Origin of the sequence: Exiguobacterium sp. s91 (genome assembly GCF_018618915.1) — a bacterium.
Classification (GTDB): Bacteria; Bacillota; Bacilli; order Exiguobacteriales; family Exiguobacteriaceae; genus Exiguobacterium_A; species Exiguobacterium_A abrahamii.
The window spans coordinates 712,214-737,695 of record NZ_JACSMZ010000001.1 but is presented as its reverse complement, the minus strand read 5'-3'; the positions used below and the strand labels follow the sequence as shown (position 1 = coordinate 737,695).

Sequence of the window (25,482 nt, the reverse complement as noted above, 5' to 3'; positions counted from 1 at the left end):
TCTTCCGCATAAACAGGTTGACTTGAAGCGAACTTCCCGCTTCAACCCAACCCGTTGCTCATTGCTCTTTACTCGCTTCGTATTCCACCCATTCCGGCTTATACTTAACGACGTTTCGTTGATGTTCTTCATATGTCTCTTCGTATAGAATCTGTCCTCTTGGATGTTTATCACTTGGTGGACGGGCGAAGAAATAGACATATTTCGTTTTATTCGGATTTAACACGGCAAGTACCGAATCTTTGCTGACCGTTGAAATCGGACCAATCGGAATCCCTTCGTACTTATACGTATTGTACTTCGAATTATTCTCGAGATCCTTCAGCGTCGTTAAGGCCGTATTTTCACCTGTGCCATACCAAACCGTTGGATCCGACTGTAACTTCATACCGTCATCCAATCGATTTTTGAAGACACCAGCGATTTCACGACGATCATCTGCTGTCGCCGCTTCACGCTCGACCATGGAACCGAGACTGAGTACTTCATGGAAGGTCATGCCAGACTTTTGAATGGCATCCTCATTCTCATCGTAGACTTTTTCTGTTTCATCGAGCATCGTCTCGACGATTTGATCAATGCTTTTTCCTTTATCAAACTCATACGTTGCTGGGAAGAGGTACCCTTCAAGTGCATACAGGACACCATTCTTCTTCACTTCATCCGTCAACATCGGATATTTTTCAATCATGCTGTCGATGAATGTCGCATCCGTCAATTCTTTACGGACCGTCTCTTCCTTGAAGTTCGTTGCTTTCGCGATCAAAGCAATTTGACGATCCATCGTGATGCCTTCAGGTAACGTGATTTTCACATCCGCTGCCTTCATGACCGTTCCCGTCTTTAATTCATTGATGATTTCATCCGGGGACATGGCTTGTGACAGTGTATACGTACCCGCCTGGAATGACGATTCATTCTTGTAACGGACGTAGTAACGGAAAATCGTCTCGTTTGCGATTAAGTCTTTTTCCTTTAGTAAAGAAGCAATCGAACTCGTCCCTGCTCCTAAAGGAATTTCGACTTTGACGGATTTCGTCGCTGTTTCATCGACTGGTTCAAGCGCATTTTTCAAAAAGACATAGACGACCGCACTGGCAACTAGAAAAATCGTCAACAATACAGAAAGGATGATTAGCGTAATCCGGCGTGATGTCCGGCGTCGCCTTTTTTCGATTTCAGCATTTTGCTTCCATTCGTTCTCCATCGGTTCCTCCTTCTTCTCTTAAAACAAGGTGACATCGTAAGAGAAAGTCTCTTACGACGTCACCTGTCATGAGTCGGGTTAGTCTAACTGGTCTTCGAGCGTGTTAAAGACTTCTTCGATTTCATCCCAAGTCGCTGTATCGTCTTCATCGATTGGTACGAGGTTGAAGTCGTTGTCTCCATCACCGTATTCGTCGAGTTCGTAAACGAAGATGTCGACTTCTTCTGCTTCGTCATAGTCTGCTCCGATTGGCTCGAGGAAGATGTATGTCTTGCTCGAACGTGGGCTTTCATAACGCAGACGTTCTACGAATTCGAAATCATTTCCTTCGCCGTCCGGAATTACGTAACGTGTTGGTTCATTCTGTTGCATCAGTGATCCGCTCCTTTAACGCAAGCTCGAGTTCATCCCAAGTTTGCTCATCATTTTCATCGATCAGGCTCAATTCGAAATCATCTTCGCCTTCTCCATATTCATCGATCTCACAGATGATCAGATCATCTGCTCCTTCGTCAGGGTTACCGATCATTTCAAGAAACAGATAGGTTTTTCCTGTACGTTCACTCGAGTAACGGTACCATTCTTCGAAAAGATGTTCGCCGCCCTCTTCATCTGGAAAGAGATACTGACGTTTTTCTTCAGCCATCGGTTTCTCCCCCTTCATCGGTTCGTCCGATCCAAGTACGATTGCAGGATCATGACGGCAGCCATCTTATCGATGACTTGTTTACGCTTTTTACGGCTGACATCGGCATCGATCAGCATCCGTTCTGCTTGCATCGTCGTCAACCGTTCATCCATGAAGACGACTTCAAGCCCGGTATGCTGTTCGATTTCCTTCGCAAAAGCTTCACTTGCTTCTGCGCGGGGACCGATGGAACCGTTCATGTTTTTCGGAAGACCAATGACTAGGATTTCGACATTGTATGTCTTCATGATGACATCGAGCCGTTTGAAGGCTTCTGGGTAATCCGGTTCCGTCCACTTGACCGTCTCGACGCCTTGCGCCGTCCAGCCCATCAAGTCACTGACAGCTACCCCGATCGTCTTCGAACCGACATCTAGTCCCATTGCACGTTTCATTTTGAATTTCCACTCTCCGCCAAATAAGATTTCACGAGTTCTTCGAGCAATTCGTCGCGTTCAATCTTACGAATTAAATTACGTGCGTCATTATGACGAGGAATGTAAGCAGGATCTCCTGAAAGGAGATAGCCGACGATTTGGTTGATCGGATGATATCCTTTTTCTTCTAAAGCATGATAGACCGTCAACAACACATCACGTGTCGCTGCTTTGTTATCGTCTTCCGGAAAGTTGAATTTCATCGTTTGATCCATCTGACTCACGTTCATCACCTCTTTCATATACACTACGTTTCTATTATGCCAGTGATTGCACGTATTGTGAAGCGTACGCGAGTGCTTCTTCTAATTTCGACGCATCTTTTCCACCAGCTTGAGCCATGTCAGGGCGACCGCCACCGCCACCACCGCAGCGTGTTGCGACTTCCTTGATCAATTTACCAGCATGATAGCCTTGGTCGATTAAATCTTTTGAGACGCTTGCGACGAGATTGACTTTCTCACCTTGCGCACTTCCGAGAACGATGATTGCTGATCCGAGCGAGCTCTTCAACTCGTCCATCATACCGCGAAGAGCATCCATATCTGAGACGTCGACGCGTTTCGCAAGCACACGCACACCGTTGATTTCCTCAACATCGTCTTTCAATGAAGCAGCTTCGATGTTCGCAAGTTTTGCTTGCAACGATTCATTCGCCCGTTCCGTCTCACGGAGCTGTTGTTGCAGTGCTTCGATGCGAACAGGAACTTCTGTCGTCTTCGTCTTCAAGACAGCTGCTGCTTGTTCGAGTGTTTCCAAGTGCTGATTCATGACACGATACGCGCCTGCACCCGTTACCGCCTCGATTCGGCGTGTACCTGCACCGATCCCGGACTCTGAAACGATCTTGAACAAGCCGATTTCTGCTGTGTTCCCGACGTGGATACCGCCACACAACTCGATTGAGTATGTGCCTGCTGAGACGACACGGACCGTTTCACCGTATTTCTCACCGAACAATGCCATCGCGCCTTTTGCTTTTGCATCAGCGATGTTCATCTCTTCGATATCAACCGGTAGTGATGCCCAGATTGCTTGGTTGACGTCTTGTTCAATCTTCGTCAACTCTTCTTGTGTCACTGCACCGAAGTGTGAGAAGTCGAAACGAAGACGATCTGGAGAAACGAGTGATCCCGCTTGGTTGACGTGTGTTCCGAGCGTATCTTTCAATGCTTTATGAAGCAAGTGTGTTGCCGTATGGTTTTTCGTGACGGCTTTACGCTCTGCTGCTTCGACGTTTGCAACGACGTCTGCAGCTTCCGTTGCGATCCCTGTACGAACGATGACCGTATGCAAGTTTTGACCGTTTGGTGCTTTTTGAACATCTTTGACATCAAGAACGAAGTCTTTGCCTTCGATTGTTCCTGTATCCGCGACTTCACCACCACTTTCAGCGTAGAACGGTGTGATGTCGAGAATGACTTGTGCTTCTTCACCAGCAGCGACTTCTGTGACTCGTTCTCCATCATGCACTAAAGCGATGATTTTCGCATCCGCCTTAAGGTCGGTATAGCCGACGAACGTACTTTTATCTTTTAGCGTCGAGAGGACTTCCGATTGCTGTTGCATCGAACCACTCTCTTCACGCGCTGCACGTGCCCGCTGACGTTGTGCATCCATCGCTAGTTTGAAGCCTTCTTCATCAACAGACATCTGATGATCTTCCGCATACTCGATTGTCAATTCGAGTGGGAAACCATACGTGTCATACAGACGGAACGCATCTTCGCCACTGATAACATGCTCACCGTTCGCCTTAGACGTCTGAGCGACTGTGTTCAAGATTGCAAGACCGTCATGAAGTGTCTCATGGAAACGTTCTTCTTCGTTTTTGATGACACGTTTGATGAAGTCTGCTTTTTCTGGAACTTGTGGGTAGAAGTCGACCATGACATTCCCGACCGTATCGACGAGTTCATACATGAACGGACGTTCGATTCCAAGCATCTTCGCATAACGAACCGCACGGCGTAGTAAACGACGAAGGACATATCCGCGTCCTTCATTCGAAGGAAGCGCACCATCACCGATCGCGAATGATACGGTACGGATGTGGTCTGCGATGACTTTGAATGCTACATCGAGTTTCGAATCATCACGGTAGATTTTACCGCTGATCTCTTCTGTTTTGTGAATGATCGGCATGAACAGATCCGTATCGAAGTTCGTCGGCACGTCCTGCATGACACATGCCATCCGCTCAAGTCCCATTCCTGTATCGATGTTTTTACGCGGAAGTTCCGTGTAGTTGCCGTGTCCATCGTGGTTATACTGACTGAAAACGATATTCCAGATCTCGAGATAGCGTTCGTTTTCGCCACCTGGGTAGAGTTCTGAATCGTTCGGATCGTCTCCAAAAGCAGGTCCACGGTCGAAGAAGATTTCCGTGTTCGGACCAGATGGACCTTCACCGATTTCCCAGAAGTTATCTTCAAGTGGAATGATCCGCTCAGCCGGTACACCGAGTTCAAACCAGATTTGACGCGCTGCGTCATCTTCCGGGTGAATCGTGACCGAGAGACGTTCCGGGTCAAGACCGTACCAGTCATCACTCGTCAAGAGTTCCCAGCCCCATTTGATCGCATCTTCACGGAAGTAATCACCGACAGAGAAGTTTCCGAGCATCTCGAAGAACGTATGGTGACGTGCTGTTTTCCCGACGTTTTCGATATCGTTCGTCCGGATTGATTTTTGTGCGTTGACGATACGTGGATTATCAGGAATGACACGACCATCGAAATACTTCTTGAGTGTCGCAACCCCTGAGTTGATCCACAAGAGCGATGGATCCTCGACCGGTACGAGTGAAGCACTCGGTTCGATCGCATGCCCTTTGCTTTGGAAGAAATCAAGATACATCTGACGGATTTGTGCACCCGTTAATGGTTTTAGAGCTTTCATGAACAGTTACCCCCATTGGTTTTATTTGGACGCAAAAAAGCGATGCCTTCATCCCTGAAAAGGGACGAAAGCATCGCTTCCGTGGTACCACCCTCGTTCGTAAGCAATCCATTGCCTACCTCGAACATCTGATAACGGGGATGACCCGCAGGTGTTTACACCCGACTCCGGAAGGAGCTTCAAAGGGACTCGAGAAAGTGATTGCAGCAGACTCACTTCTCTCTGGACTCGAGTTTTCCTTTTACTTATCTTCCATCAACGTGTTACGTCCATTCATCTATCGTGATTATTACCTATCGCACAGCATCCGTCAAGTCTTTGTCACCCCACCGAGTCGTTCAATCAATCGTGTTCGGCGCCGAGGCTCCTCTTCTTGCGACGCTTTATGAAACGCTCGTGGGTCGCCGAACAATAATAAACTCGACTTCGCACGGGTGACCGCCGTATAAATCAAGTTTCGGGAATGCTTGAATGCTCCCGTGAAATAGACCGGCATCAAGACGATCGGAAACTCGGACCCTTGTGCCTTGTGAATCGTAATCGCGTAGGCATGCGTGAATTGATCCCAGTCACTCCGGTTGTACTCGACTTCCGTCTGGTCGAAGCGGGCGATGATCTTATCCACCTTGTCGACGTTTTCTTTGGCGAAGAAGATATTGACGATTTCGCCGATATCTCCGTTATAGACGTTCTCTTCCGCATTGTTGACGAGCTGAAGAATCTTATCCCCGGTCCGGTAAATCCGCGTCCCTTGTTTGACTTCGCGTTTCTTTGGTTCTTCCGGATTGTAGACGCGTTGCAAGGCGACATTCAGTTCGTCGATTCCGACCTGACCACGGTAAGTCGGTGCCAGAACCTGAACATCGAATTTCGAATACCCTTTTGCAAGTGCTTTTTCCGCGAAGGCTGAGATGCCGCGTAACGTCTCTTGCGGGGACGCGGTGTAAAAGCGACGATCCGCAAGTGGTGATAACAAATCAGCTGACGTCGTCCGGTTCTTCAAATCGTGCGCGAGCCGTAAAATCGAAGAATCTTCCGCTTGGCGATGGACGACGTTCAAACGAACGACGGGAATCCCTTCCGTATCCATCAAGTCTGCCAGTACTTGCCCTGGACCAACGGATGGTAACTGATCGCGGTCACCGACGAACAAGATTTTCATACCGTTCGGCACAGCACGGAGCAGACTCGATAACAAGTAGATATCAATCATCGATGACTCATCGATGATCAGTACTTTCCCCGTAATCGGCTGATCTTCATTTAGTTGAAAGTTCGTTCCGTCATACTTCAACAGACGATGAATCGTCATCGCTGGGACGTCCGTTGCTTCCGACAATCGTTTAGCGGCGCGTCCGGTCGGTGCAACAAGGACGTACGGATAGACATCTCCCGTCTTGACACGACTTTTCTCAAGCGGCCAATCATGAATTTCTTGCAGGGCATGTAAAATCCCCTTGATGACGGTCGTCTTACCGGTACCGGGTCCACCAGTCAGAACCATCAGCGGTGCTTTGACCGCTAACTCGATCGCTTCCCGCTGTTGCGCCGCATATTCCATGCCAAACTGTTCTTCGAGATGCCCGATTGCTTCAAGGATCGTCGCGACATCGACTTCCTGTTCGGCACCGTTCGCCATGACGCGCGCCAGTTCCTTTGCCGCTCGGACTTCGGCATAAAAGATTGTCGGTAAATACAAACAGCCTTCTTCGAGCTTGACCTTATCTTCAGCGAGCAACAGTTCAATCGCTTGTTCTAGCCGTTCCCCTGGGTCTTCACCAAGCAAACGGGGTGCCCGCTGCAATAGTGAGTCGACCGTCGCAAAGGCGTGTCCCTCTCCTGCTTCTTGTTCTAATATGTGCATGATCGAAGCAGCGACGCGCTCCGGGTGTAATCCGATGAGTCCAAGATGTGATGCGATATGATCGGCTGTCTTAAAACCGATCCCATTCACTTCATACATCAAGGAATATGGATTCTCTCGTATTCGCGCCATGGCGTCCCCTTCGTAAGCAGCATAAATCTTTGCCGCTAGCTTCGGTGTAACATCAAACGGTGCTAAGAACAGCATCAACTGATCGACACCGTATAACGTGGCGAGTCGACTCAAGATGATGTCAGCTTGTTTTTGTTTTAACCCAGGCACCTGATTCAGTACCCGTTCATCCTTCAAAATGAGATCCACTGCCTCTTCTCCGAGAGCATCGACGATATTTTTCGCTGTCTTCGGACCAATGCCGGTGAACGAACCATTCGTCAAGAAGCGGATCGTCGCATGTTTTGTCATCGGAACCGATCGCCGAATCAGCTCCGCCTTCAGTTGTTTTCCGAATCGGGGATGATCGACGAGACGACCGAATGCTTGATACGTTCCTCCGAGTTCGATCCCAACCCCAGTACCCGTGATGACGAGCTCGGTTTCTTTCAGTTCAAAGTTCTTTTCTTTGACGGCGACCAATACAATGGAGTGTGCTTCTTCTTCAGAAGAAAAGAGCACACGTTTGACGCGCCCGACGACTTGATGGGGGTGCTCCATCACTCCACCTTCTTTCTCTCTTTTTCATTCGCTGCTTTCATCATAGCATTCGTTTACCGGATTTTAAATCAGGGAAAGATACCCTGAAACATTTCGTTAAGAGGAGGAGTTTAAGGATGGCACGTTTACCGATTGCAGGATTGTGTGAATTAGTACTTGAAGTCGAGGATATGGATCGTGCGGTCGGCTTTTGGAATGGGACACTAGGCATTCCAGTCGTCGAGCAATGGGCTCCTGAGGACGCTGAACCGAGCAAAGAACAATCTAAGCAAGATGGGGTTTGGGCAACGTGGCTCTACATTGGCGGTAACACTCGACTCGGTCTGTGGCTGAAACGGGACTTTACGATGGAAGAACGGACCGTCAAACACTTACCAGTGTCCGAATGGGACACGTTGTACGATGAAGGTGGTGTCCATGTCCACTGTGCTTTCTACGTTGAGAAGGACGAGTTCCAGCAAGCCTTGAATCAATTGCGGGAAGCATCGATCACCGTGAAGCTCAGAGAATGGGACGAACAGGAGACCTCGAATCAAAAAGAGCATTCTGCTTATTTCAAGGATACGGAAAATAACGTCATCGAACTGTACACGAAAAACATGGATGAAGCCTATGAAGACTTTTCCGGTCCACCACTTCGTGTCATCCGTGAAGTTGGGAATTAAATAGCATAAAAAAGACGACTCCAGGCGGAATCGTCTTTTTTATATCAGTCTGCTTGTTTTAATAACGCATCCATCTTCGCTTTCGCGTCCCGCGCAAGAGCGTGTTCCGGCTGGTAGGCAAGAACGGCTTCGAGTTCTGCATAACAGGCTTCCTGTTGACCGAGGAAAGCAAGGGCAATCGCATAATTGTATCGTGCATCCGTATGCGTTTCGTCAAGCATCAAGACGTGCTCGAACATCTCGACCGCTTCTTCCAACTTCTCGTTTTGCGCTAAGGCAAGTCCGTATTGGAATGCGATCTCGATATCGACACCGTTTAATTCTGACGCGCGCTGTAAACGGGGCAACCCGCGTACTGGATCACCAAGTTTTTGATACGTCATCCCGAGCATGAAATGGAGATCCGCGTCGTCAAGTCCATATAATAACGCTGCCCGCAATGATTCCTCTGCTTCGACGAGTTTGTCGGCAGCAAAGAACAAGGCACCTTTCGCATAATAGGCACTCGCAAACGTATTATCGATCATCAGTGCCCGGTCATAAAAACGAAGCGCACGATCAGCGTCGTTCATCGATTGGAGTAATGTTCCAAGATTGACGTACGCTGTCGGATCTTTTGGGTTTTGTTCGATCGCGTCGTTAAACGCTTGCGCTGCTAATTCATAATTTCCAGCTTCTAGATGCCGGAATCCCACTTCATTATAGTTCATCTTCTTTTGCTCCTTACGCTAGATAAGCGAGGCGTTCGCCTGCTTTATAGGCTGCATCGATCGTCGCACCACCGAGACAGATGTCTCCATCATAGAACACGACCGCTTGTCCTGGTGTGATTGCTCGTTGACGCTCGTCAAACGAGACATCGAGTCCCTCTTCGAGGACACGAACCGTGACCGCTGTATCTTGTTGACGGTAACGGAATTTCGCCGTACAACGGAATGTCTCACCGACCGGACGCTCAGATGTCCAGCTGACATCTGAAGCATGTAATCCTTCCGAATACAACAATTCGTTATGGAATCCTTGATCGACATAGAGGATGTTCTCCTCTAAATTTTTCCCGACGACGAACCAAGGCTCTCCGTCGCCACCGATACCGAGTCCATGACGTTGCCCCATCGTATAGTACATCAATCCATCGTGACGTCCCATGACGTTGCCGTCAAGTGTCCGCATCTCACCGGGTTGGGCCGGCAGATATTGACCGAGGAACTGTTTGAAGTTCCGCTCGCCAATGAAGCAAATGCCTGTCGAGTCTTTTTTCTTCGCCGTTGCGAGGTTCGCTTCTTCTGCGATCCGGCGCACTTCTGATTTTTCCATGTGCCCGATCGGGAACATCGCCTTCGCGATTTGCTCTTGCGACAATTGATTCAAGAAATATGTTTGATCCTTGTTTGCATCAACGCCTCGAAGCAATTTATGTTCTCCATCCTCATAGACGGCCCGCGCATAGTGCCCTGTCGCGACGAAATCGGCACCAAGACGCATCGCGTGATCGAGGAAGGCTTTGAACTTGATTTCCTTGTTACACATGACGTCCGGATTCGGTGTCCGACCGAGTTTATATTCATCGAGGAAGTACGTGAAGACCTTATCCCAGTACTCTTTCTCGAAATTGACCGCATAGTACGGAATGCCGATTTGATTGGCTACCGCGATGACGTCTTCATAATCTTCCGTCGCCGTACAAAAGCCGTTCTCATCCGTGTCATCCCAGTTTTTCATGAAGATTCCGATGACGTTATAGCCTTGCTCTTTTAATAAATGAGCGGTCACAGAAGAATCGACACCGCCCGACATCCCAACGACGACTGTCGTTTCACTCGGGGCTTTCGCTCGTGTATTCATTTATTTCACCTCTTAGTTAATTCTGAAACGATTTTACGACATCTTGCAAGGCTTGTGCGAGTAGTTCGACTTGCGCGAGCTCATTTCCGTGACCAAAACTGATTCGGACCGATGCTCGTGTCCGTTCATCTTCGCCATACATCGCCGATAAGACATGCGAAGGTGCGACGGATCCTGCCGTACATGCACTCCCGCTCGATACGGCTATCTGGCGCATATCGAGCATGATCAGGAACGGTTCGATCTCAATCTGCGGGAAGTAAAGATTGAGGACATTCGGTAATCCTTCAACACCGTTGACTTCGTAAGTGACGCCACTTTCATCCAATCGCGTCAGCAAAACGCTGCGCAACTGTTTGATGTGGTCCTGTTGTTGATCACGCTCCGCGATCATCAGTTCGAGCGCTTTCGCTAAACCGACGATTCCCGGTACGTTCTCTGTACCAGCACGACGCTTGCGTTCCTGTTCTCCTCCGAACGTTTGAGGAGCTAGCTTCACACCAGTCCGTACATACAACAATCCGATTCCTTTTGGACCATTGATTTTATGACCAGACGCTGATAAGAGATCGACCTGTAACGCTTCGACATCGATTGCTTGTTTCCCGAACACTTGCACCGCGTCCGTATGGAACAAAATACCGCGTTCTCGTAGAAATTGACCGAATGCCGCAATCGGCTGAATCGTTCCAACTTCATTGTTGCCGAACATGATCGAGACGAGTGTCGTATCTTCCCGTACCGCTTCTTGCAAAGCAGCCATTGAGACGACGCCTGTATCTGGAACATCGAGATACGTGACGTCATAGCCTTGTTTTTCGAGCTCTTCGAACGCATGTAATACAGCATGGTGCTCAAACCGTGTCGTAATGAGATGACGCCCTTTTTCACGCGCCGCCTCAGCCGCACCGAAAATCGCATAATTATCCGATTCCGTTCCACCACTCGTAAAAATCAGTTCGGTTGGTTTCGCGTTCAATTCTTGTGCGATCTGCCGGCGTGCTTTGTCAATTGCTGCCCGAGCAGACCGACCAGCCGCGTGGACACTCGATGGGTTGCCGTACTGTTCGAGCAAATAAGGCGTCATCGCCTCAAGGACTTCCGGACGCATCGGCGTCGTCGCCGAATGGTCAAAGTAATTCATTCGTTTTCACCTCTCAAATATAGAACATGTATCCTGTATCTTCTTCTTCCGCTAAGTCTTGTAGCGTTGTTGAATCGAGTACTTGATCGACTGCTTGCTGGATTTTATCCCAAAGTTTGCGCTTCGTGACCTCGTCACACGCATCGCCTTCGACGACCACGAGTGGTCCTTCAAGCAGACGGATGATTTCACCCGCTGTGATGTTTTGCGCTTCACGACCGAGCTTATACCCGCCGTAAGCACCACGGACACTTTTGACGAGACCTCCATTACGAAGGGGGGCAATCAACTGTTCAAGATAATGCTCAGATAAGTCATACATCTGCGCGATTTTTTTTAGGGATAATGGTTTAGATTCAGCTTCTTTCGCGAGTGCGATCATGATCGTCAGACCATATCGCCCTTTCGTCGAGATTTTCATCATGCGAAGGATCATCCTTTCTAGTATAGTAGTAGCTAAAAGTGGAAGGAGCGTATGTGTATGGCACATTTATTTGAATCCCAGTCACCTGCCGGACCGCTCGCGAATCGAATGCGTCCGCAGAATCTGGATGAAATCGTCGGACAACGCCATCTGATTGGAGAGACGACGCTCCTGCGGCGTGCCATCTTAGCCGATCGTCTCGGAACCGTCATTTTTTACGGTCCACCCGGAACCGGTAAGACGACGCTCGCGCGTGTCATCTCTAGTTATACGAAATCAGCGTTCGAACAATTGAACGCGGTCACAGCGAAACTGGAACAATTACGGGAAATTCTAAAAGCGGCCGAAGCCCGTCTTCAGTTCGAGGATCAAAAAACGATTCTCTTTCTCGATGAGATCCATCGATTCAATAAGATGCAACAAGACGCTTTACTGCCAGCGCTCGAAGCAGGTACGATCACGTTGATCGGGGCAACGACTGAAAATCCGAGTTTTGAGGTCAACGCCGCTCTGTTATCGCGGGCAACGGTTTTTCGTTTCGAACCCCCGACGCCAGATGACTTACGGATCGTCCTCGACCGGACCCTAAAAGACGAAGAGCGTGGTCTTGGCAAATATCCGATCACGATCACGGATGACGCGATCGATCATTACGTCAAGTTGTCGGATGGCGATTACCGGGCATTGTTGAATGCGCTTGAACTCGCCGTCTTAACGACACCGGAAATCGATGGTCAGATCACGATCGATCTCGCTGTCGCCGAGGAATCGATTCAACAAAAAGCATTGAAGTACGATAAGGACGGCGATCGGCATTATGATGTCATCTCCGCCTTCATCAAATCGATTCGGGGTTCCGATCCCGACGCTGCGCTCTACTGGCTCGCTGTCATGATTGAAGCGGGCGAAAGTCCGCGCTTCATCGTACGGCGTCTCTACGTCCATGCGGCAGAAGACATCGGTCTGTCTGATCCGCAAGCATTATTGATGGTCGATGCTTGCGCACGCGCGTGCGAGTACGTCGGTTTCCCTGAAGCAAGGATTCCGCTCGCTGAAACCGTCTTATATCTCGCGACGGCGCCGAAATCGAATGCTGTCATCTCAGCGATCGATCAAGCATTGACACTCGTCCGTCGTTCAGACGGTGGTCCGGTACCGCCGCATTTGCGCGATGCCCATCATCCAGGGGCAGCAGCACTTGGAAATGGCGTCACCTATCAGTATCCGCACGACTTCGAACATGCCTATGTGCCACAGAATTACTGGCCGGAGAACCTTGCCCGGACAAAACCAGTCTTTTATCGTCCAAGCCCACGCGGTTTTGAGAAACAACTGCAAGCTCGACTTGATTTTTGGCACAAACAAACAGCCACACATCAGAAAAAGCGACCATAAGGTCGCTTTTTTTAACGAACGCGTTCGATCGTCACGCCGGCTTCACGGACGATCTCATTGATGACGTAGCTCGCTGCGATCAATCCACCAACTGATGGAACAAACGCATTCGAACTTGGCGGCATCTTTGCCTTACGAATTGCAGCCGCATCGTTTCCGACGACTTGACGGACTTCTTCGATGATCTTAACGGGCGGTTCATCAGAGAAGACGACAGGAACACCTTTATGAATACCGGCTTTCCGAAGTTTCGTCCGAATGACCTTCGCTAGTGGATCATAACTTGTATCTTTGATGTCAACGATCTTGATGCGTGTCGGATCCATCTTGTTCGCCATCCCCATGCTTGAGATGATCGGGATGTTGCGTTTCTTACATTCCTGAATCAAGTGAATCTTGAACGAGACCGTGTCCGATGCATCGATGACATAATCCGGCTGCTGTTCGAAGAACGACTCGAATGTTTCTTCATTGTAGAACATCTTCAAGCGAACGATTTCAAGATCCGGATTGATTAACGCAAGACGTTCTGCCATCGCATCGACCTTCGGTTGACCAACCGTCGGAAGCAAAGCATGGATTTGTCGGTTGACGTTCGTGATGTCAATATCGTCCTTATCGACGAGAATCAAACGACCTACGCCACTGCGGGCAAGTGCTTCTGCTGAGAACGATCCAACACCACCGATACCCAGAATAGCGACGGACTTGGATGCCAATGCGTCAAGTCCAGTTTTACCGATTGCTAGTTCATTACGCGAAAATTGATGTAACATCTCATAACCTCACAATACTCATACTGTTTTACTCGGAATTATATCATAAAAAAAAACGTCATGCGACGTGTCAAACAACAAAATAATAAGACGATGGGACCCGAAGTGCCGTGTCGATACCTTATTTTTGAACCTGCTGTGCAGGTGGGTGTCTTATCCGATTCCTATTCGTACGTCCTCCTGCTGTGTTACGAGGCATGTACTACTAGTTGGAACGTCAAACTCCCTATCAAAAAAGAGTGGCTCAAAGATAAAAGGCGGCTCTCGTACAATTCAGGAACCCCATCTGATGCATTTAATATAGCATCCTCCCCTCTGAAATGCAACTACTTCCCACTCCAGAAAAAGATGCTTTTTTCAGGTCCAACGTTTCGTGAAGTGTTGATTCGGATCATATCGTTGTTGTTGGAATGCAGGATCGAATCGTGGTGTGCGTGTTGCATTCCCGACACCCGCGATGAACGCCCAGTTCCCATAGTTCGAAGCGACATCATAGTCGATCAACTGCTGTTCGAAATATCGCGCTCCGATGCGCCAGTCCTGCTTTAATTCATGAATCAGATAACTGGCAACGATCTGCCTGCCACGGTTCGACATCCATCCCGTCTCGCGAATCTCGTTCATGAAGGCGTCGACGAATGGCACACCGGTTTTTCCTTCTATCCAGCGTTCGACAGCTGCTTGGTCCGCCTTCCACGTGTATTGACCTTCTTGTAATCCGCTCGCACGGAACAGACGGCTTCCTGTCTCACGCATCGTCAAATGGAAGAAGTCACGCCATAACAGTTCGAAATACAACCAGTACGTCGATTCATTCGCTCCCTTTTTTCGCTCGGCTTCCTGCAATTCAGCCATGACGCGACGCGGCGAGAGTGATCCGTTCGCTAGCCAGGCAGACAGCTTCGAAGAATCATTTCGTAAGAACCCATTCCGTGTTTCTTTATAGGTGAATACAGGCTCAGCAAGGTATTCCTGAAGGCGCGCTCTCCCTGCTGACTCTCCACCACGGAACGGGAACGCGATTTCGGGATTCGCTTCGACCGATTCTTCTTTTACTAACTGAATACCGGTTGGTGGATCGAGTGGATCGTAGAAGGTCCCTTTCGCCTCGACACGTTTTCGAAATGCCGTAAAGACACGCTTTAATTCATCACTTCCGATATCTTCCCGTCGATGTAATGTCTGTGTCTCAAAAGAACGGACGGCATACTTGTCTTCGATATACTGTTCACTTGCCACTTCTTCTGTGCCGGTCATCTTATGGAAATAGACGGTATCATCCGCTTGCAGGTAAGAATCGAGTGTCTCAATTGTCTCCCCTTCTACTATATCTAACGTAATCCCGATTTGAGACAGATGACCCGCTAGGTTCTCTAGTGTCTCTTGTTCGAACCGTGCTTGTTGTGTACCTCTTTTAAAATCGCGTTTCTTTTGGTCTTTAACGTATACGGCACGAATGACGTCATGTTCTTCACACGCACTCTGAAGTGCCTCATGATCATCGACACGTAAATCATGACGATACCAAACGACTGCTCCCATATTGATCGACTCCCTTCTCCTTATACTATGACCCGACCAAGGTAGATAGAAAACCACTTGATGTGCCGATGAGGTTTTAAGACGTTGTTTTCGTGGAATATGATTAGTACAACAAATCAGAGGAGTGAATGAATCAATGGCAGCAAAACGCGGTAAACTCAGAACATTAATGACGCTCGTAACGACGGTTGGTCCAATCGTCTATAAATTCTATAAAAAACAGCAGTCGAAAAAATCAATCAACAATCCTAAATAAAAAATGGACGTCTCCTTATCGGAGCGTCCATTTTTTAACGTTTACTTACCCCTTCACTCGCCTCTACATAAAACCGCCATGGATAGGCTGTCGCTTCTCCTGCATTCGGAATACCGATCCGTGTCGTCTGGACGACCGCGTCGACTGAGTCAGCAACAAGTCGGAACCGTGCTTGATAGAGATCCTGACCTGAATCCGCTGTCGTGAGACCGAATCCTTGGCACAGTTTCGCCGGTCCATTGACGAGATTGCGTCGTTGCGCCGCCGTCAACTCTGCGTAGGAACAACCAAAACGACGTTCAGCGACGAGATCGTGCCCATTGATGATTTCCGCACCTCGTAGTAACAGTCCGTATCCTTCCCCTTCATGTCCACAAACGATATTCATGCAGTGATGCATACCATATGTGAAATACACATAGAGATGCCCCGGTGGACCGAACATCGGTGCCGTCCGTTTCGTTGGTTTTCCGGAAAACGAATGCGCTGCTTGATCGTGAGGACCGAGATAGGCTTCGACCTCGACGATCCGCATCGTCACCTCATCGACGGTGATCTGTGTTCCTAAGAAGTCTGGACCGACTTCAACCGGAGACCGTTCAAAAAAGTGTCGTTCCATCCGTTCATCCTCCTTCATGAAACAAGCGAATCTCCCATACCGGAAGATTCGCTTGTCGTATCTTAAGATTGTTTGACCGCTGTTCGAATCGAGAGATCGTTTAATTGTGCATCCGAGACTGGGCTTGGTGCTGCCGTCAACAGATCACTTGCTGATGCTGTTTTCGGGAAGGCAATCGTATCACGCAAGTTTGAACGTCCTGCGAGTAACATGACGAGACGGTCTAGACCAAGTGCGATCCCCGCATGTGGTGGTGTTCCGTATTCGAATGCTTCCATCAAGAAACCGAACTGCTCGTTTGCTTCTTCTTCTGTGAAGCCAAGCAACTTGAACATCCGCTCTTGGATATCCCGTTCGTAGATCCGTTGTGATCCACCGCCGAGCTCGTATCCGTTCAAGACGAGGTCATACGCGACGGCGAGGACTTTTCCAGGATCCGTCTCGAGCAATTCGAGATCTTCACGACGTGGCATCGTGAACGGGTGGTGGTTTGCGTAGAAACGACCATCTTCTTCTTCATACGTGACGAGCGGGAAGTCCGTCACCCAAAGGAAGTTGAAGACCGACTCATCAATCAAGTCTAGTTCCTTCGCTAACTTCTGACGGAGCGCACCTAAGCTGTCTGCTACGATCGATGCTTTTGCTGCGACGAACAACAATAAGTCGCCTGCTTCCGCATCTGTCGCCGCTGTCAGGCGAGCAGTTGCTTCTTCGTCGAAGAACTTCGCGATCGGACCGTTTAGTCCGTCTGCTGTCACTTTGACCCACGCGAGACCTTTTGCACCGTAGATTGCCGTGAATTCTTGTAACTTATCGATGTCTTTCCGCGAGAAGCGCTCAGCTGCACCTTTAACGTTCAATGCTTTGACTTCGCCACCAGCTTCAAGTGCCATGTCGAATACTTTGAATCCTGCACCTTTGACGGCTTCCGCGACATCGATCAATTCGAGACCGAAGCGTGTATCCGGCTTATCCGAACCATACCGGCTCATCGCTTCCGCATATGGCATCCGTGGGAACGGTGTCACGATATCTTTACCAAGCGTTTCCTTCATGACACGCGTCATCATCGATTCCATCATCGCATACAAGTCTTCGATGTCCATGAAGCTCGTCTCGATGTCGACTTGCGTGAATTCAGGTTGACGGTCTGCCCGTAAGTCTTCGTCACGGAAACACCGTGCAATTTGGAAGTACCGTTCAAAACCAGACACCATCAGCAATTGTTTGAACAATTGCGGTGATTGTGGCAAGGCATAGAACTCACCTGGGTGAACACGACTCGGAACGAGATAGTCACGTGCGCCTTCTGGTGTTGATTTCGTTAAGATTGGTGTCTCGACTTCCAAGAAGTCTTGCTCATCGAGGAAGTTCCGCATGATGTTCGATGCTTTCGAACGGAGACGGAATGTCTCTTGAAGCGACGGACGACGCAAGTCAAGATAACGATATTTAAGACGTAAATCTTCTGACGTCTGCTCTGCTTCTTCACTGATCGGGAATGGTGTCATCTTCGCTGCGTTCAAGATGACGACTTCATCCGCGACGACCTCGACTTGCCCAGTCGGGATGTTCGGGTTCGGATTCTCACGGGCGATGACGTGTCCTTTGATGTCGAGGACATACTCTGAACGAATCGATTCCGCAAGGCGATGTGCCTGCTCGTTTTCCGGTTGGAAGACGATTTGGACGATGCCACTCCGGTCGCGGAGATCAAGGAAGATCAATCCTCCTAAGTCACGTCGTTTTTGAACCCATCCTTTAAGTTGAACGTGTTGTCCGATGACTTCTTCTGTCACCTGACCGTTCATATGCGTGCGTCCGATCATTGTGCTTCCTCCTTTAATTTCGCGACGATCGTATCAGCGACTGCTGATAACGGAACGTCCGTCTGTTCCCCTGTAGCCATGTTCTTTAGCGCTGCTGCACCACGCTCAACTTCTTCATCCCCGAGGATGACCGTATAGCGTGCTTTCAAGCGATCGGCTGCCTTGAATTGTCCTTTGAACTTTCGACCGAGATAATCCCGATCCGCGACAAGTCCTTCGAGACGCATCAATTGTAAGAGACGTGTTGCCGTCTTTTCGACTTCGTCACTGCCTTGCGCGACGATGAAGACATCGATTTGATCATCGACTGCCGGTAAGACGTTCTCATTCTCAAGTGCCATCAATAAACGTTCGATGCCGATTCCGAATCCGATTCCCGGTGTTGCCGGTCCACCGATCTGTTCGACGAGACCGTTGTATCGTCCACCGCCACATAGTGTCGTGATTGCTCCGAAGCCTTCTGCTTCTGACATGATCTCGAACGCCGTGTGATTATAATAATCGATTCCGCGAACAAGCGTTGGATCAACGACATACTCGATGCCGAGTGCATCTAAGTGAAGCAATACTTCGTCGAAGTAAGCTTTTGATGCCGGGTTTAAGTAATCGAGAATTGATGGTGCTGTTGCCATGCTCGGGTGATCGCGGTCGACCTTACAGTCAAGGACACGAAGTGGATTCGTTTCGAGACGGTTCTGACAGTCCTGACATAACTCGTGAACGACCGGTTTGAAGTGATCGACAAGTGCTGCCCGGTGTGCGGCGCGACTTTCGTTATCCCCGAGTGTATTGATGACGAGCTTGAGGTGCTTCAATCCGAATGAACGGTAGATGCTCATCGCGAGACTGATGACTTCCGCATCGATCGCTGGTTGTTCACTACCAAGTGCCTCGACTCCATATTGGTGAAGCTGACGGAAACGACCTGCTTGCGGACGTTCATAACGGAACATCGGTCCAATGTAGAACAATTTCGTCGGTTGGTTCGGTGAACCGAACAGTTTGTTCGTCACGAATGAACGAACGACAGCAGCCGTTCCTTCTGGACGTAACGTCAACTGGTCTTTTCCGCGTTTCTCAAGCATGAACATTTCTTTTTGAACGATATCCGTCGTCTCACCAACGCCACGTTTGAAGAGTTCTGTCTCCTCAAAAATCGGCGTCCGGATTTCCTTATAGTTGTAACGCTTACTGATATCACGTAATTGTTGCTCGATGTACTGCCAGCGTTCGACTGTTCCTGGAAGGACATCAAACGTACCGCGTGGTAATTTCATCTCAAATTCCTCCTTTTTTGAATACAAAAAAGTCCTCGTCCGCAAAGGGACGAGAACTTGAAGATCCCGTGGTACCACCCTGGTTGTCAAATCACATTTGACCACTCGGTGCAGTTAACGCCTGCGTACGACCTTCCCTACTATCAGTTCAGGAAGATACCTCGGAAGGGTCTTTCATCGAGTTCGTCTGTTCGCCCTTCCAGCCAAGGGGCGACTCTCTAAGCAGACAAGGTCTTGATTACTCCTCTTCGTCTTCGGTCGTATGAATCATTTGGTTACGTCTAATATTGCCTCGTCTCTCGGTTCCTGTCAAGCGTTTGCTTCTTTTTCAAGAATCAATGTCACCGGTCCATCATTGACGAGCGCGATATCCATCATCGCACCGAACTGACCTGTCTCGACCGTCAGTCCTTGCGCACGAAGACGTTCATTGAACGCTTCATACAATTCGTTGGCAAGATCCGGTTTCGCCGCTTCCGTGAACGCTGGGCGACGTCCTTTTTTGACATCACCATACAGCGTGAACTGCGAGACGGATAGAATCTGACCGTCGACATCTTGCAACGAGCGGTTCATCCGTTCTTCTTCATCTTCAAACACGCGGAGTCCTGCGATTTTATCAGCTAACCAGTTCACCTGATCGATCGTGTCTTCGTGCGTGACACCGACAAGCAAGAGAAAACCTTGCTTGATTTGACCGATGACCTCCTGATCGACTGTGACACTTGCTTCTTTGACTCGTTGTAATACGACTCGCATGACTCATCCGCTCCTTACGTCATCATGACGCGATGCACAGCATACACGTCAGAGATTTGTTTGATCCGATCGACGACTTTTTGTAAATGGTTGACGTTGTTGATCGCGATCGTCATCGTGATTTTGGCTTGTTTACTGTCGTCGCCTTTCCCGCTGACGGCAACAATGTTCGTATTCGTCGCAGATACCGACTGCAGGACATCGTTCAATAATCCAGCCCGGTCGAATCCAGAAATTTCGATTTCGACGTTATAACTCTTAACGGCTTTGCCTTCGTGTTCCCACTCGACTTCGAGCAAGCGTTCTGGATTTTGTTCATGAATGACGTTCAAACAATCCGTCCGGTGAATCGAGACACCCCGTCCACGTGTGATGTACCCGACGATGTCGTCCCCTGGTACTGGATTACAACAACGACTCATGCGAACGAGCATGTTATCGATTCCTTTGACACGAACACCTTCTGGATTTTCCTTCTTCGGACGATCAAACGTCTTCATCTCACTGATCGCTTCGTTCAGTTCAAGATTTTTAGATTCTTTGTCTTTGCGTAACTTTTCCGTCAATTTATGAGCGACTTGGGCAGCTGTCAGACCATGATACCCAACGGCAGCATACATGTCTTCTTCTTGCGCGAAGTTGAACTTCCGCGTCACGTCTTCGAGCGTCTTCTCATTGATGACTTCCTTCGGCTCGAATCCGAGTTTCTTGACTTCTGCTTCGATCAGTTCCCGTCCTTTAGAGACGTTCTCTTCGCGTTGCTGACGTTTGAACCATTGACGGATCTTGTTCTTCGCCTGACTCGACACACAAATCTTGAGCCAGTCCTTACTTGGACCATAACTGTGTTTTGATGTGACGATTTCAATGATGTCACCTGTCTTCAGCTTATAATCAATCGGTACCATCCGTCCGTTGACTTTCGCTCCGATCGTCCGGTGACCGATCTCTGTATGAATCCGGTAGGCATAATCAATCGGAACAGAGCCTTTCGGCAATTCGATGACGTCGCCTTTTGGTGTAAAGACGTACAACATGTCACTAAAGAAGTCGACTTTGACCGATTCCATGAATTCTTCAGCATCCGCCGTATCCTTCTGCAACTCAAGGATTTCCCGGAAATGGGCAATCTTATCCTCAAAGCCTGATTTCGCTTCCTGTTCCTTGCCTTCTTTATACGCCCAGTGAGCGGCAATCCCGTACTCGGCAATAAAGTGCATGTCCCGTGTCCGAATTTGGACCTCGAGCGGCTCGCCTTTCGGTCCGATGACCGTCGTATGCAGCGATTGATACATGTTCGGCTTCGGCATCGCGATATAATCCTTGAAACGTCCCGGCATCGGTTTATATTGCGTATGAATGATTCCGAGAACAGCGTAACAGTCCTTGATTGAATCGACGATGATGCGTACAGCCATCAAGTCATAGATTTCACTGAACTCTTTTTTCGAGTTTTGCATCTTGTTATAAATGGAATAGATATGCTTCGGACGTCCATCGACTTCCGCTGCGATTTGTACATCATCAAGTACTTCGTTGACCTCTTCGATGACCGAACTGACGAGCGCTTCGCGTTCCGTCCGTTTTTGTTTCATCATTGAGACAATCCGGTAGTACTGTTGTGGATTGATATAACGCAAACTGATGTCTTCGAGTTCCCACTTGATCGTCGAGATCCCGAGACGATGCGCAAGCGGTGCAAAGATTTCGAGCGTCTCTTCTGCCTTTTGCACCTGTTTTTCCTTGACCATATGCTGCAACGTTCGCATGTTGTGCAGACGGTCAGCCAGTTTGATCAAGATGACGCGAATGTCTTCTGCCATCGCGATGAACATCTTCCGGTGGTTTTCAGCCAATTCTTCGCGTTTCGATTTATATTTGATTTTCCCGAGTTTCGTGACGCCGTCAACGAGCATCGCGACGTCGGGTCCGAATCGTTCCGTTAATTCTTCGAGTGTAATGTCCGTATCTTCGACGACATCATGAAGAAGCGCAGCGACAATCGTCGTTGCATCCAAACCAATATCGACTAAGATACCGGCAACTTGTACCGGATGAATGATGTAGGGTTCACCAGAACGGCGGAATTGCCCATCATGTTCGTCTTTCGCGAATTGGTAAGCCCGTTCGATGTCTTTGACTTCAGCTTGCGTCATGTATTCCGCACATCGAGCGAGAAGGTCTTCTACATTTACGATTTGTTTGTTTGTCATCCCTTTTCCTCACCCAGTCCCCGGGATCGTCTGCAACGGAATCCCTAATATATAGTTCTTATTATCGTGAAATCTTGAGAATATGTCAAAATAAAAAGAAATACCCCCTTGGTCACCATCTACCAAGAGAGTATATATGCTTTAGTCTTCGTAGCGAATCAATGAGAGAACGTCGTATCCTTCGAGTTTCTCACGTCCACCAAGACCATCGAGTTCAATCAAGAATCCGATTCCGGCAACCGTTCCGCCTAATTTTTCAATCATTTGGATCGTCGCTTCGATCGTACCACCTGTTGCAAGCAAGTCGTCAAGGATGACGACGCGTTGTCCTGGTTGAATCGCATCTTCATGCATCGTCAAGACGTCTTTTCCGTACTCAAGACCATACTCGACACGGACTGTCTCACGTGGTAACTTTCCTTCTTTACGGACAGGTACGAATCCTATTTCCATCGCGTAAGCGGCTGGGCAACCAACGACGAATCCACGTGCTTCTGGACCCGCGATGACATCAGCACCTTTACTGCGTGCATATTCGACGAGTGCATCAACCGATTGTTTGTACACTGGTCCGTTCTGCATGAGTGATGTGATGTCTTTGAAACTGATTCCTTCTTTCGGCCAGTTTTCGACCTCTTTTATATGCTGTTTGAACTCCATGTCTTTTCCTCCTGCTTCGCCGCTTCTACCAAAGTATCAAAACGCTCTTTCAACTGAGCGAGTGACGAATAAATGTATTGTTGCTCGAGCTCTTGACGCGCTTCATGACGCTGGTACGTCGGAGCTTCCGTCAGATCTCGTTTTGCAGCATTTGGGTTCACACCCGGCAGCCCGTCCTCCATTGTAACAAGAAAATCAAGTTCCGAGAATACCGAATGCATAAAGTTAATCGATCGTTTCGTCCATTTTCGCGATTTCGACAAACGTACGAGACCAATCCGGAGCTCGTCACGTGGACATTTCGCGAAATACTGGAAGTAATGCTTGAAGTCCTCGCGCGACGGAATCGTCTCAAAATAATAGCCCTCGTCCTTAAAGGCACAATAAATCCGCTCTGCCTGTTGGACGTATGGATAAAATGCCGCTTCTTCTTCCGGTAGATCGAGGAAGACGATGTTTTGGCGAATCGGTCCGTTCAACGGACGTTCCGCGTACTTCTCCTTCACCTCATCAGTAAAGGCAACGAATGTCGTCGTCTCATGCGGTAACGCGAATAGTTCGCTCAGCGGTCGCTTCCCCCCACGGTAATCGAACACTTGAACATCTTCGACAGCGACATCTTGAATCATCAATTGTGGTTTACGGAACCCATTCCATTCATTGATGTTCAGACTGCCCATCAAGTGAATCTCCGATAAAGTCGAGACTTCATCGACGAGGTCGCCGAAGCCGAAGCCGATCGCATCGAGTTCCTTCCCGTCGCCTGATAATAGTGCTTTGACATGCGTCAAATCACGACCGATCCGTTTCATATCACGGATCTTCGCTTGCTCGATGACGATTCGTGGCGCAGGATTTCCCATCCCGAACGGCGCGAGTCGCTGAATATCCTCAATCAACTGAATCGAGACATCGCTGACCTGTAGACGTAAATCGACATCGATTGTCGCGATGAAGGCATCGTCTGGCAACGTACTGGCTTGTTCATTCAAACGTTGACGTAACGCCTCGACGTCATCGGAAGAGAGCGTCATACCAGCAGCAGCGGGATGTCCTCCGAAATGCGGCAAGATATCTTCACATTTCGTCAGTTCAGCGAAGAGATCGAAGGCAGGGATTGAACGTCCAGATCCTTTCGCTGTTCCTTTTTCAGCATCGTGACACAGCATGATGACGGGACGATGATATTTTTCAACGAGTCGCGAGGCAACGATCCCGACGACACCTGGATTCCAGTCTGCCGCATCGACGACGAGCACGCGGTCCTCTTTAAAACATTCTTCGACAAGCGCCGTTGCTTCCTCTGCAATCTGCTTGACGATATCTTGACGTTGTTTATTTTGTTGGTCGAGTTGTTTCGCGAGATGAAGTGCCTCGTCCTTGCTTTCCGCTAGTAACATCTCAAGCGCTGGCATCGCTGAATCCAGACGACCTGCCGCATTAATCCGCGGACCGAATGCAAATCCGACCGATTCTTCCGTCAGTTCGTCTTCCGTCAAACTACAGACGTCACGTAACGCAAGGATACCCGGACGTTCACTTGCATTCAGCGCCTCGATGCCGCGAATCGCAAGCAACCTGTTCTCTCCGACGAGCGGTACGAGATCGGCAATCGTTCCGAGCACCGCAAGATCGAGTAACTCGACGGGTTCCCGGTCAAGCAGTGCATGCGCGACTTTAAAAGCAACGCCTGCCCCAGCAAGTTTTGAGAATGGATAATCTGAGTCGACACCCGGATGAATTAAGGCAAAGGCATCAGGTAACGTTTCTTTTGCTTCATGGTGATCGGTAATGATTAAGTCGACACCGAGTTCCTTGAGGACAACTGCTTCGTGGATGCCGGAAATCCCACAGTCGACGGTGATGACGAGGCTGAACCCTTCTTCCGCTGCCCAGCGAAACGCGGCTTCGTTTGGTCCATAGCCTTCCGTGAATCGGTTCGGGATATAACACTCTGCCATTCCTCCGATTTCAATCAAGGCGTGCCAGAGAATCGCAGCGGAACTCACGCCGTCGACGTCATAATCACCATAAATCAAAATCATTTCGCCTTCGTTGACGGCACGTTGAATCCGTTCGACGACTTTTGGCATGTCTTTAAAAGCAAATGGATCATGGAATGTCATTTGATCCGTCTCTAAAAAATCACGGGCGGCTTCACGAGTCGTGAATCCCCGTTGGACAAGTAGTTGTGCGACGTGCGGTGAGATCGTGCCATCCGCCGTCAATTGTTCGATTTGTTCTGAATCGATGACTTTATCAAGCCATGTTTTTTTAGCATGGTACATCTCAAACCCTCCAATCAACTT

At 48.9% G+C, this 25,482-nt stretch carries 22 protein-coding genes, 1 other RNA gene and 2 other annotated features; of the genes, 2 read left to right on the top strand and 21 right to left on the bottom strand.

The features are described 5' to 3' along the window. Nucleotides 1-58: 58 nt before the first annotated feature. The 7 genes from mltG to recD2 all read right to left on the bottom strand — a co-directional run bounded on the left by mltG (nt 59) and on the right by recD2 (nt 7,769). Nucleotides 59-1,207 (bottom strand): endolytic transglycosylase MltG, encoded by a 1,149-nt coding sequence (gene mltG / locus KNQ06_RS03610; RefSeq protein ID WP_149427657.1) that lies wholly within the window; start codon nt 1,205-1,207, stop codon nt 59-61. Between the two features lie 78 nt (nt 1,208-1,285). After that, nucleotides 1,286-1,579 (bottom strand): DUF1292 domain-containing protein, encoded by a 294-nt coding sequence (locus tag KNQ06_RS03605; protein ID WP_023468908.1) that lies wholly within the window; start codon nt 1,577-1,579, stop codon nt 1,286-1,288. Then, the gene (locus KNQ06_RS03600) at nt 1,566-1,853 is read right to left on the bottom strand and encodes a DUF1292 domain-containing protein (RefSeq protein WP_023468909.1); all 288 of its coding nucleotides are present in this window, start codon (nt 1,851-1,853) and stop codon (nt 1,566-1,568) included. Before KNQ06_RS03600 ends, KNQ06_RS03605 begins: the two co-directional genes overlap by 14 nt. 14 nt (nt 1,854-1,867) lie before the next feature. Beyond that, nucleotides 1,868-2,290 carry a Holliday junction resolvase RuvX gene (gene ruvX, locus KNQ06_RS03595; protein WP_023468910.1) on the bottom strand — a complete coding sequence of 141 codons (423 nt, stop codon included), beginning with the start codon at nt 2,288-2,290 and terminating at the stop codon, nt 1,868-1,870. After that, nucleotides 2,287-2,556, bottom strand: a complete 270-nt coding sequence (locus tag KNQ06_RS03590) for an IreB family regulatory phosphoprotein (RefSeq protein ID WP_029342229.1) — start codon at nt 2,554-2,556, stop codon at nt 2,287-2,289. The genes ruvX and KNQ06_RS03590 overlap by 4 nt, the downstream gene beginning before the upstream one ends. 34 nt (nt 2,557-2,590) lie before the next feature. Beyond that, a complete protein-coding gene (gene alaS / locus KNQ06_RS03585; RefSeq protein ID WP_215147358.1) occupies nt 2,591-5,233 on the bottom strand; it encodes an alanine--tRNA ligase in 2,643 nt (880 codons plus the stop codon). A gap of 57 nt (nt 5,234-5,290) precedes the next feature. Further along, nucleotides 5,291-5,501, bottom strand: a binding site (T-box leader). Nucleotides 5,502-5,543: 42 nt separating this feature from the next. Continuing rightward, on the bottom strand, nt 5,544-7,769 hold the full coding sequence (gene recD2 / locus KNQ06_RS03580; RefSeq protein WP_215147356.1) for an SF1B family DNA helicase RecD2: 2,226 nt from the start codon (nt 7,767-7,769) through the stop codon (nt 5,544-5,546). 116 nt (nt 7,770-7,885) lie between these two features. Here recD2 and KNQ06_RS03575 point away from each other — a divergent pair, with 116 nt between their 5' ends. Then, nucleotides 7,886-8,434 carry a VOC family protein gene (locus KNQ06_RS03575; protein ID WP_023468914.1) on the top strand — a complete coding sequence of 183 codons (549 nt, stop codon included), beginning with the start codon at nt 7,886-7,888 and terminating at the stop codon, nt 8,432-8,434. Nucleotides 8,435-8,478: 44 nt separating this feature from the next. On the opposite strand, the gene KNQ06_RS03570 is transcribed toward KNQ06_RS03575, so the two are convergent. Genes KNQ06_RS03570 through cymR form a run of 4 tightly spaced genes read right to left on the bottom strand, consistent with a single transcriptional unit; the run spans nt 8,479 to nt 11,844 of the window. Next, nucleotides 8,479-9,144: a tetratricopeptide repeat protein gene (locus tag KNQ06_RS03570; RefSeq protein ID WP_056062473.1), complete on the bottom strand. Its 666-nt coding sequence runs from the start codon at nt 9,142-9,144 to the stop codon at nt 8,479-8,481. A gap of 13 nt (nt 9,145-9,157) precedes the next feature. Then, nucleotides 9,158-10,279, bottom strand: coding sequence for a tRNA 2-thiouridine(34) synthase MnmA (mnmA, locus tag KNQ06_RS03565; RefSeq protein WP_214805221.1), 1,122 nt, complete (start codon nt 10,277-10,279; stop codon nt 9,158-9,160). Nucleotides 10,280-10,295: 16 nt separating this feature from the next. Beyond that, nucleotides 10,296-11,423 carry a cysteine desulfurase family protein gene (locus KNQ06_RS03560; RefSeq protein WP_149427659.1) on the bottom strand — a complete coding sequence of 376 codons (1,128 nt, stop codon included), beginning with the start codon at nt 11,421-11,423 and terminating at the stop codon, nt 10,296-10,298. Nucleotides 11,424-11,436: 13 nt separating this feature from the next. Further along, the gene (cymR, locus tag KNQ06_RS03555; RefSeq protein WP_029342236.1) at nt 11,437-11,844 is read right to left on the bottom strand and encodes a cysteine metabolism transcriptional regulator CymR; all 408 of its coding nucleotides are present in this window, start codon (nt 11,842-11,844) and stop codon (nt 11,437-11,439) included. Nucleotides 11,845-11,904: 60 nt separating this feature from the next. Between cymR and KNQ06_RS03550 the strand changes: the two genes are divergently transcribed. Further along, complete coding sequence (locus KNQ06_RS03550) at nt 11,905-13,242, top strand: replication-associated recombination protein A (RefSeq protein WP_214805223.1); 1,338 nt, start codon at nt 11,905-11,907, stop codon at nt 13,240-13,242. Between the two features lie 11 nt (nt 13,243-13,253). Here KNQ06_RS03550 and KNQ06_RS03545 read toward each other — a convergent pair whose 3' ends face one another. The 10 genes from KNQ06_RS03545 to recJ all read right to left on the bottom strand — a co-directional run bounded on the left by KNQ06_RS03545 (nt 13,254) and on the right by recJ (nt 25,461). Then, a complete protein-coding gene (locus tag KNQ06_RS03545) occupies nt 13,254-14,018 on the bottom strand; it encodes a tRNA threonylcarbamoyladenosine dehydratase (protein WP_023468920.1) in 765 nt (254 codons plus the stop codon). A 93-nt stretch (nt 14,019-14,111) separates the two neighbouring features. Further along, nucleotides 14,112-14,301: non-coding RNA, 6S RNA (gene ssrS, locus KNQ06_RS03540), on the bottom strand. 74 nt (nt 14,302-14,375) lie between these two features. Then, entirely contained in the window at nt 14,376-15,560 is a 1,185-nt protein-coding gene (locus tag KNQ06_RS03535) for a DASH family cryptochrome (protein ID WP_215147354.1), read from the bottom strand. Between the two features lie 290 nt (nt 15,561-15,850). After that, a complete protein-coding gene (locus KNQ06_RS03530) occupies nt 15,851-16,435 on the bottom strand; it encodes a DNA-3-methyladenine glycosylase (RefSeq protein WP_215083853.1) in 585 nt (194 codons plus the stop codon). 62 nt (nt 16,436-16,497) lie between these two features. After that, nucleotides 16,498-18,264, bottom strand: a complete 1,767-nt coding sequence (aspS, locus tag KNQ06_RS03525) for an aspartate--tRNA ligase (RefSeq protein ID WP_064299564.1) — start codon at nt 18,262-18,264, stop codon at nt 16,498-16,500. Continuing rightward, entirely contained in the window at nt 18,261-19,541 is a 1,281-nt protein-coding gene (hisS, locus tag KNQ06_RS03520; protein ID WP_023468925.1) for a histidine--tRNA ligase, read from the bottom strand. Before hisS ends, aspS begins: the two co-directional genes overlap by 4 nt. Nucleotides 19,542-19,583: 42 nt before the next feature. Beyond that, nucleotides 19,584-19,805 (bottom strand) — a binding site (T-box leader). Nucleotides 19,806-19,850: 45 nt separating this feature from the next. Further along, a complete protein-coding gene (gene dtd / locus KNQ06_RS03515; RefSeq protein ID WP_058713802.1) occupies nt 19,851-20,300 on the bottom strand; it encodes a D-aminoacyl-tRNA deacylase in 450 nt (149 codons plus the stop codon). Nucleotides 20,301-20,314: 14 nt separating this feature from the next. Further along, complete coding sequence (locus KNQ06_RS03510) at nt 20,315-22,513, bottom strand: RelA/SpoT family protein (RefSeq protein WP_023468927.1); 2,199 nt, start codon at nt 22,511-22,513, stop codon at nt 20,315-20,317. Between the two features lie 141 nt (nt 22,514-22,654). Then, nucleotides 22,655-23,173: an adenine phosphoribosyltransferase gene (locus KNQ06_RS03505; protein WP_023468928.1), complete on the bottom strand. Its 519-nt coding sequence runs from the start codon at nt 23,171-23,173 to the stop codon at nt 22,655-22,657. Further along, nucleotides 23,152-25,461 carry a single-stranded-DNA-specific exonuclease RecJ gene (gene recJ / locus KNQ06_RS03500; protein ID WP_215147352.1) on the bottom strand — a complete coding sequence of 770 codons (2,310 nt, stop codon included), beginning with the start codon at nt 25,459-25,461 and terminating at the stop codon, nt 23,152-23,154. The genes KNQ06_RS03505 and recJ overlap by 22 nt, the downstream gene beginning before the upstream one ends. Nucleotides 25,462-25,482: the final 21 nt, after the last annotated feature.

Bases quoted from the DNA above. Each gene is read 5' to 3' on its own strand.
- mltG (WP_149427657.1), bottom strand. From the start codon at position 1,207: ATGGAGAACGAATGGAAGCAAAATGCTGAAATCGAAAAAAGGCGACGC.
- KNQ06_RS03605 (WP_023468908.1), bottom strand. From the start codon at position 1,579: ATGCAACAGAATGAACCAACACGTTACGTAATTCCGGACGGCGAAGGA.
- KNQ06_RS03600 (WP_023468909.1), bottom strand. From the start codon at position 1,853: ATGGCTGAAGAAAAACGTCAGTATCTCTTTCCAGATGAAGAGGGCGGC.
- ruvX (WP_023468910.1), bottom strand. From the start codon at position 2,290: ATGAAACGTGCAATGGGACTAGATGTCGGTTCGAAGACGATCGGGGTA.
- alaS (WP_215147358.1), bottom strand. From the start codon at position 5,233: ATGAAAGCTCTAAAACCATTAACGGGTGCACAAATCCGTCAGATGTAT.
- recD2 (WP_215147356.1), bottom strand. From the start codon at position 7,769: ATGGAGCACCCCCATCAAGTCGTCGGGCGCGTCAAACGTGTGCTCTTT.
- KNQ06_RS03575 (WP_023468914.1), top strand. From the start codon at position 7,886: ATGGCACGTTTACCGATTGCAGGATTGTGTGAATTAGTACTTGAAGTC.
- KNQ06_RS03570 (WP_056062473.1), bottom strand. From the start codon at position 9,144: ATGAACTATAATGAAGTGGGATTCCGGCATCTAGAAGCTGGAAATTAT.
- mnmA (WP_214805221.1), bottom strand. From the start codon at position 10,279: ATGAATACACGAGCGAAAGCCCCGAGTGAAACGACAGTCGTCGTTGGG.
- KNQ06_RS03560 (WP_149427659.1), bottom strand. From the start codon at position 11,423: ATGAATTACTTTGACCATTCGGCGACGACGCCGATGCGTCCGGAAGTC.
- cymR (WP_029342236.1), bottom strand. From the start codon at position 11,844: ATGAAAATCTCGACGAAAGGGCGATATGGTCTGACGATCATGATCGCA.
- KNQ06_RS03550 (WP_214805223.1), top strand. From the start codon at position 11,905: ATGGCACATTTATTTGAATCCCAGTCACCTGCCGGACCGCTCGCGAAT.
- KNQ06_RS03545 (WP_023468920.1), bottom strand. From the start codon at position 14,018: ATGTTACATCAATTTTCGCGTAATGAACTAGCAATCGGTAAAACTGGA.
- KNQ06_RS03535 (WP_215147354.1), bottom strand. From the start codon at position 15,560: ATGGGAGCAGTCGTTTGGTATCGTCATGATTTACGTGTCGATGATCAT.
- KNQ06_RS03530 (WP_215083853.1), bottom strand. From the start codon at position 16,435: ATGGAACGACACTTTTTTGAACGGTCTCCGGTTGAAGTCGGTCCAGAC.
- aspS (WP_064299564.1), bottom strand. From the start codon at position 18,264: ATGATCGGACGCACGCATATGAACGGTCAGGTGACAGAAGAAGTCATC.
- hisS (WP_023468925.1), bottom strand. From the start codon at position 19,541: ATGAAATTACCACGCGGTACGTTTGATGTCCTTCCAGGAACAGTCGAA.
- dtd (WP_058713802.1), bottom strand. From the start codon at position 20,300: ATGCGAGTCGTATTACAACGAGTCAAAGAAGCAAGTGTCACAGTCGAT.
- KNQ06_RS03510 (WP_023468927.1), bottom strand. From the start codon at position 22,513: ATGACAAACAAACAAATCGTAAATGTAGAAGACCTTCTCGCTCGATGT.
- KNQ06_RS03505 (WP_023468928.1), bottom strand. From the start codon at position 23,173: ATGGAGTTCAAACAGCATATAAAAGAGGTCGAAAACTGGCCGAAAGAA.
- recJ (WP_215147352.1), bottom strand. From the start codon at position 25,461: ATGTACCATGCTAAAAAAACATGGCTTGATAAAGTCATCGATTCAGAA.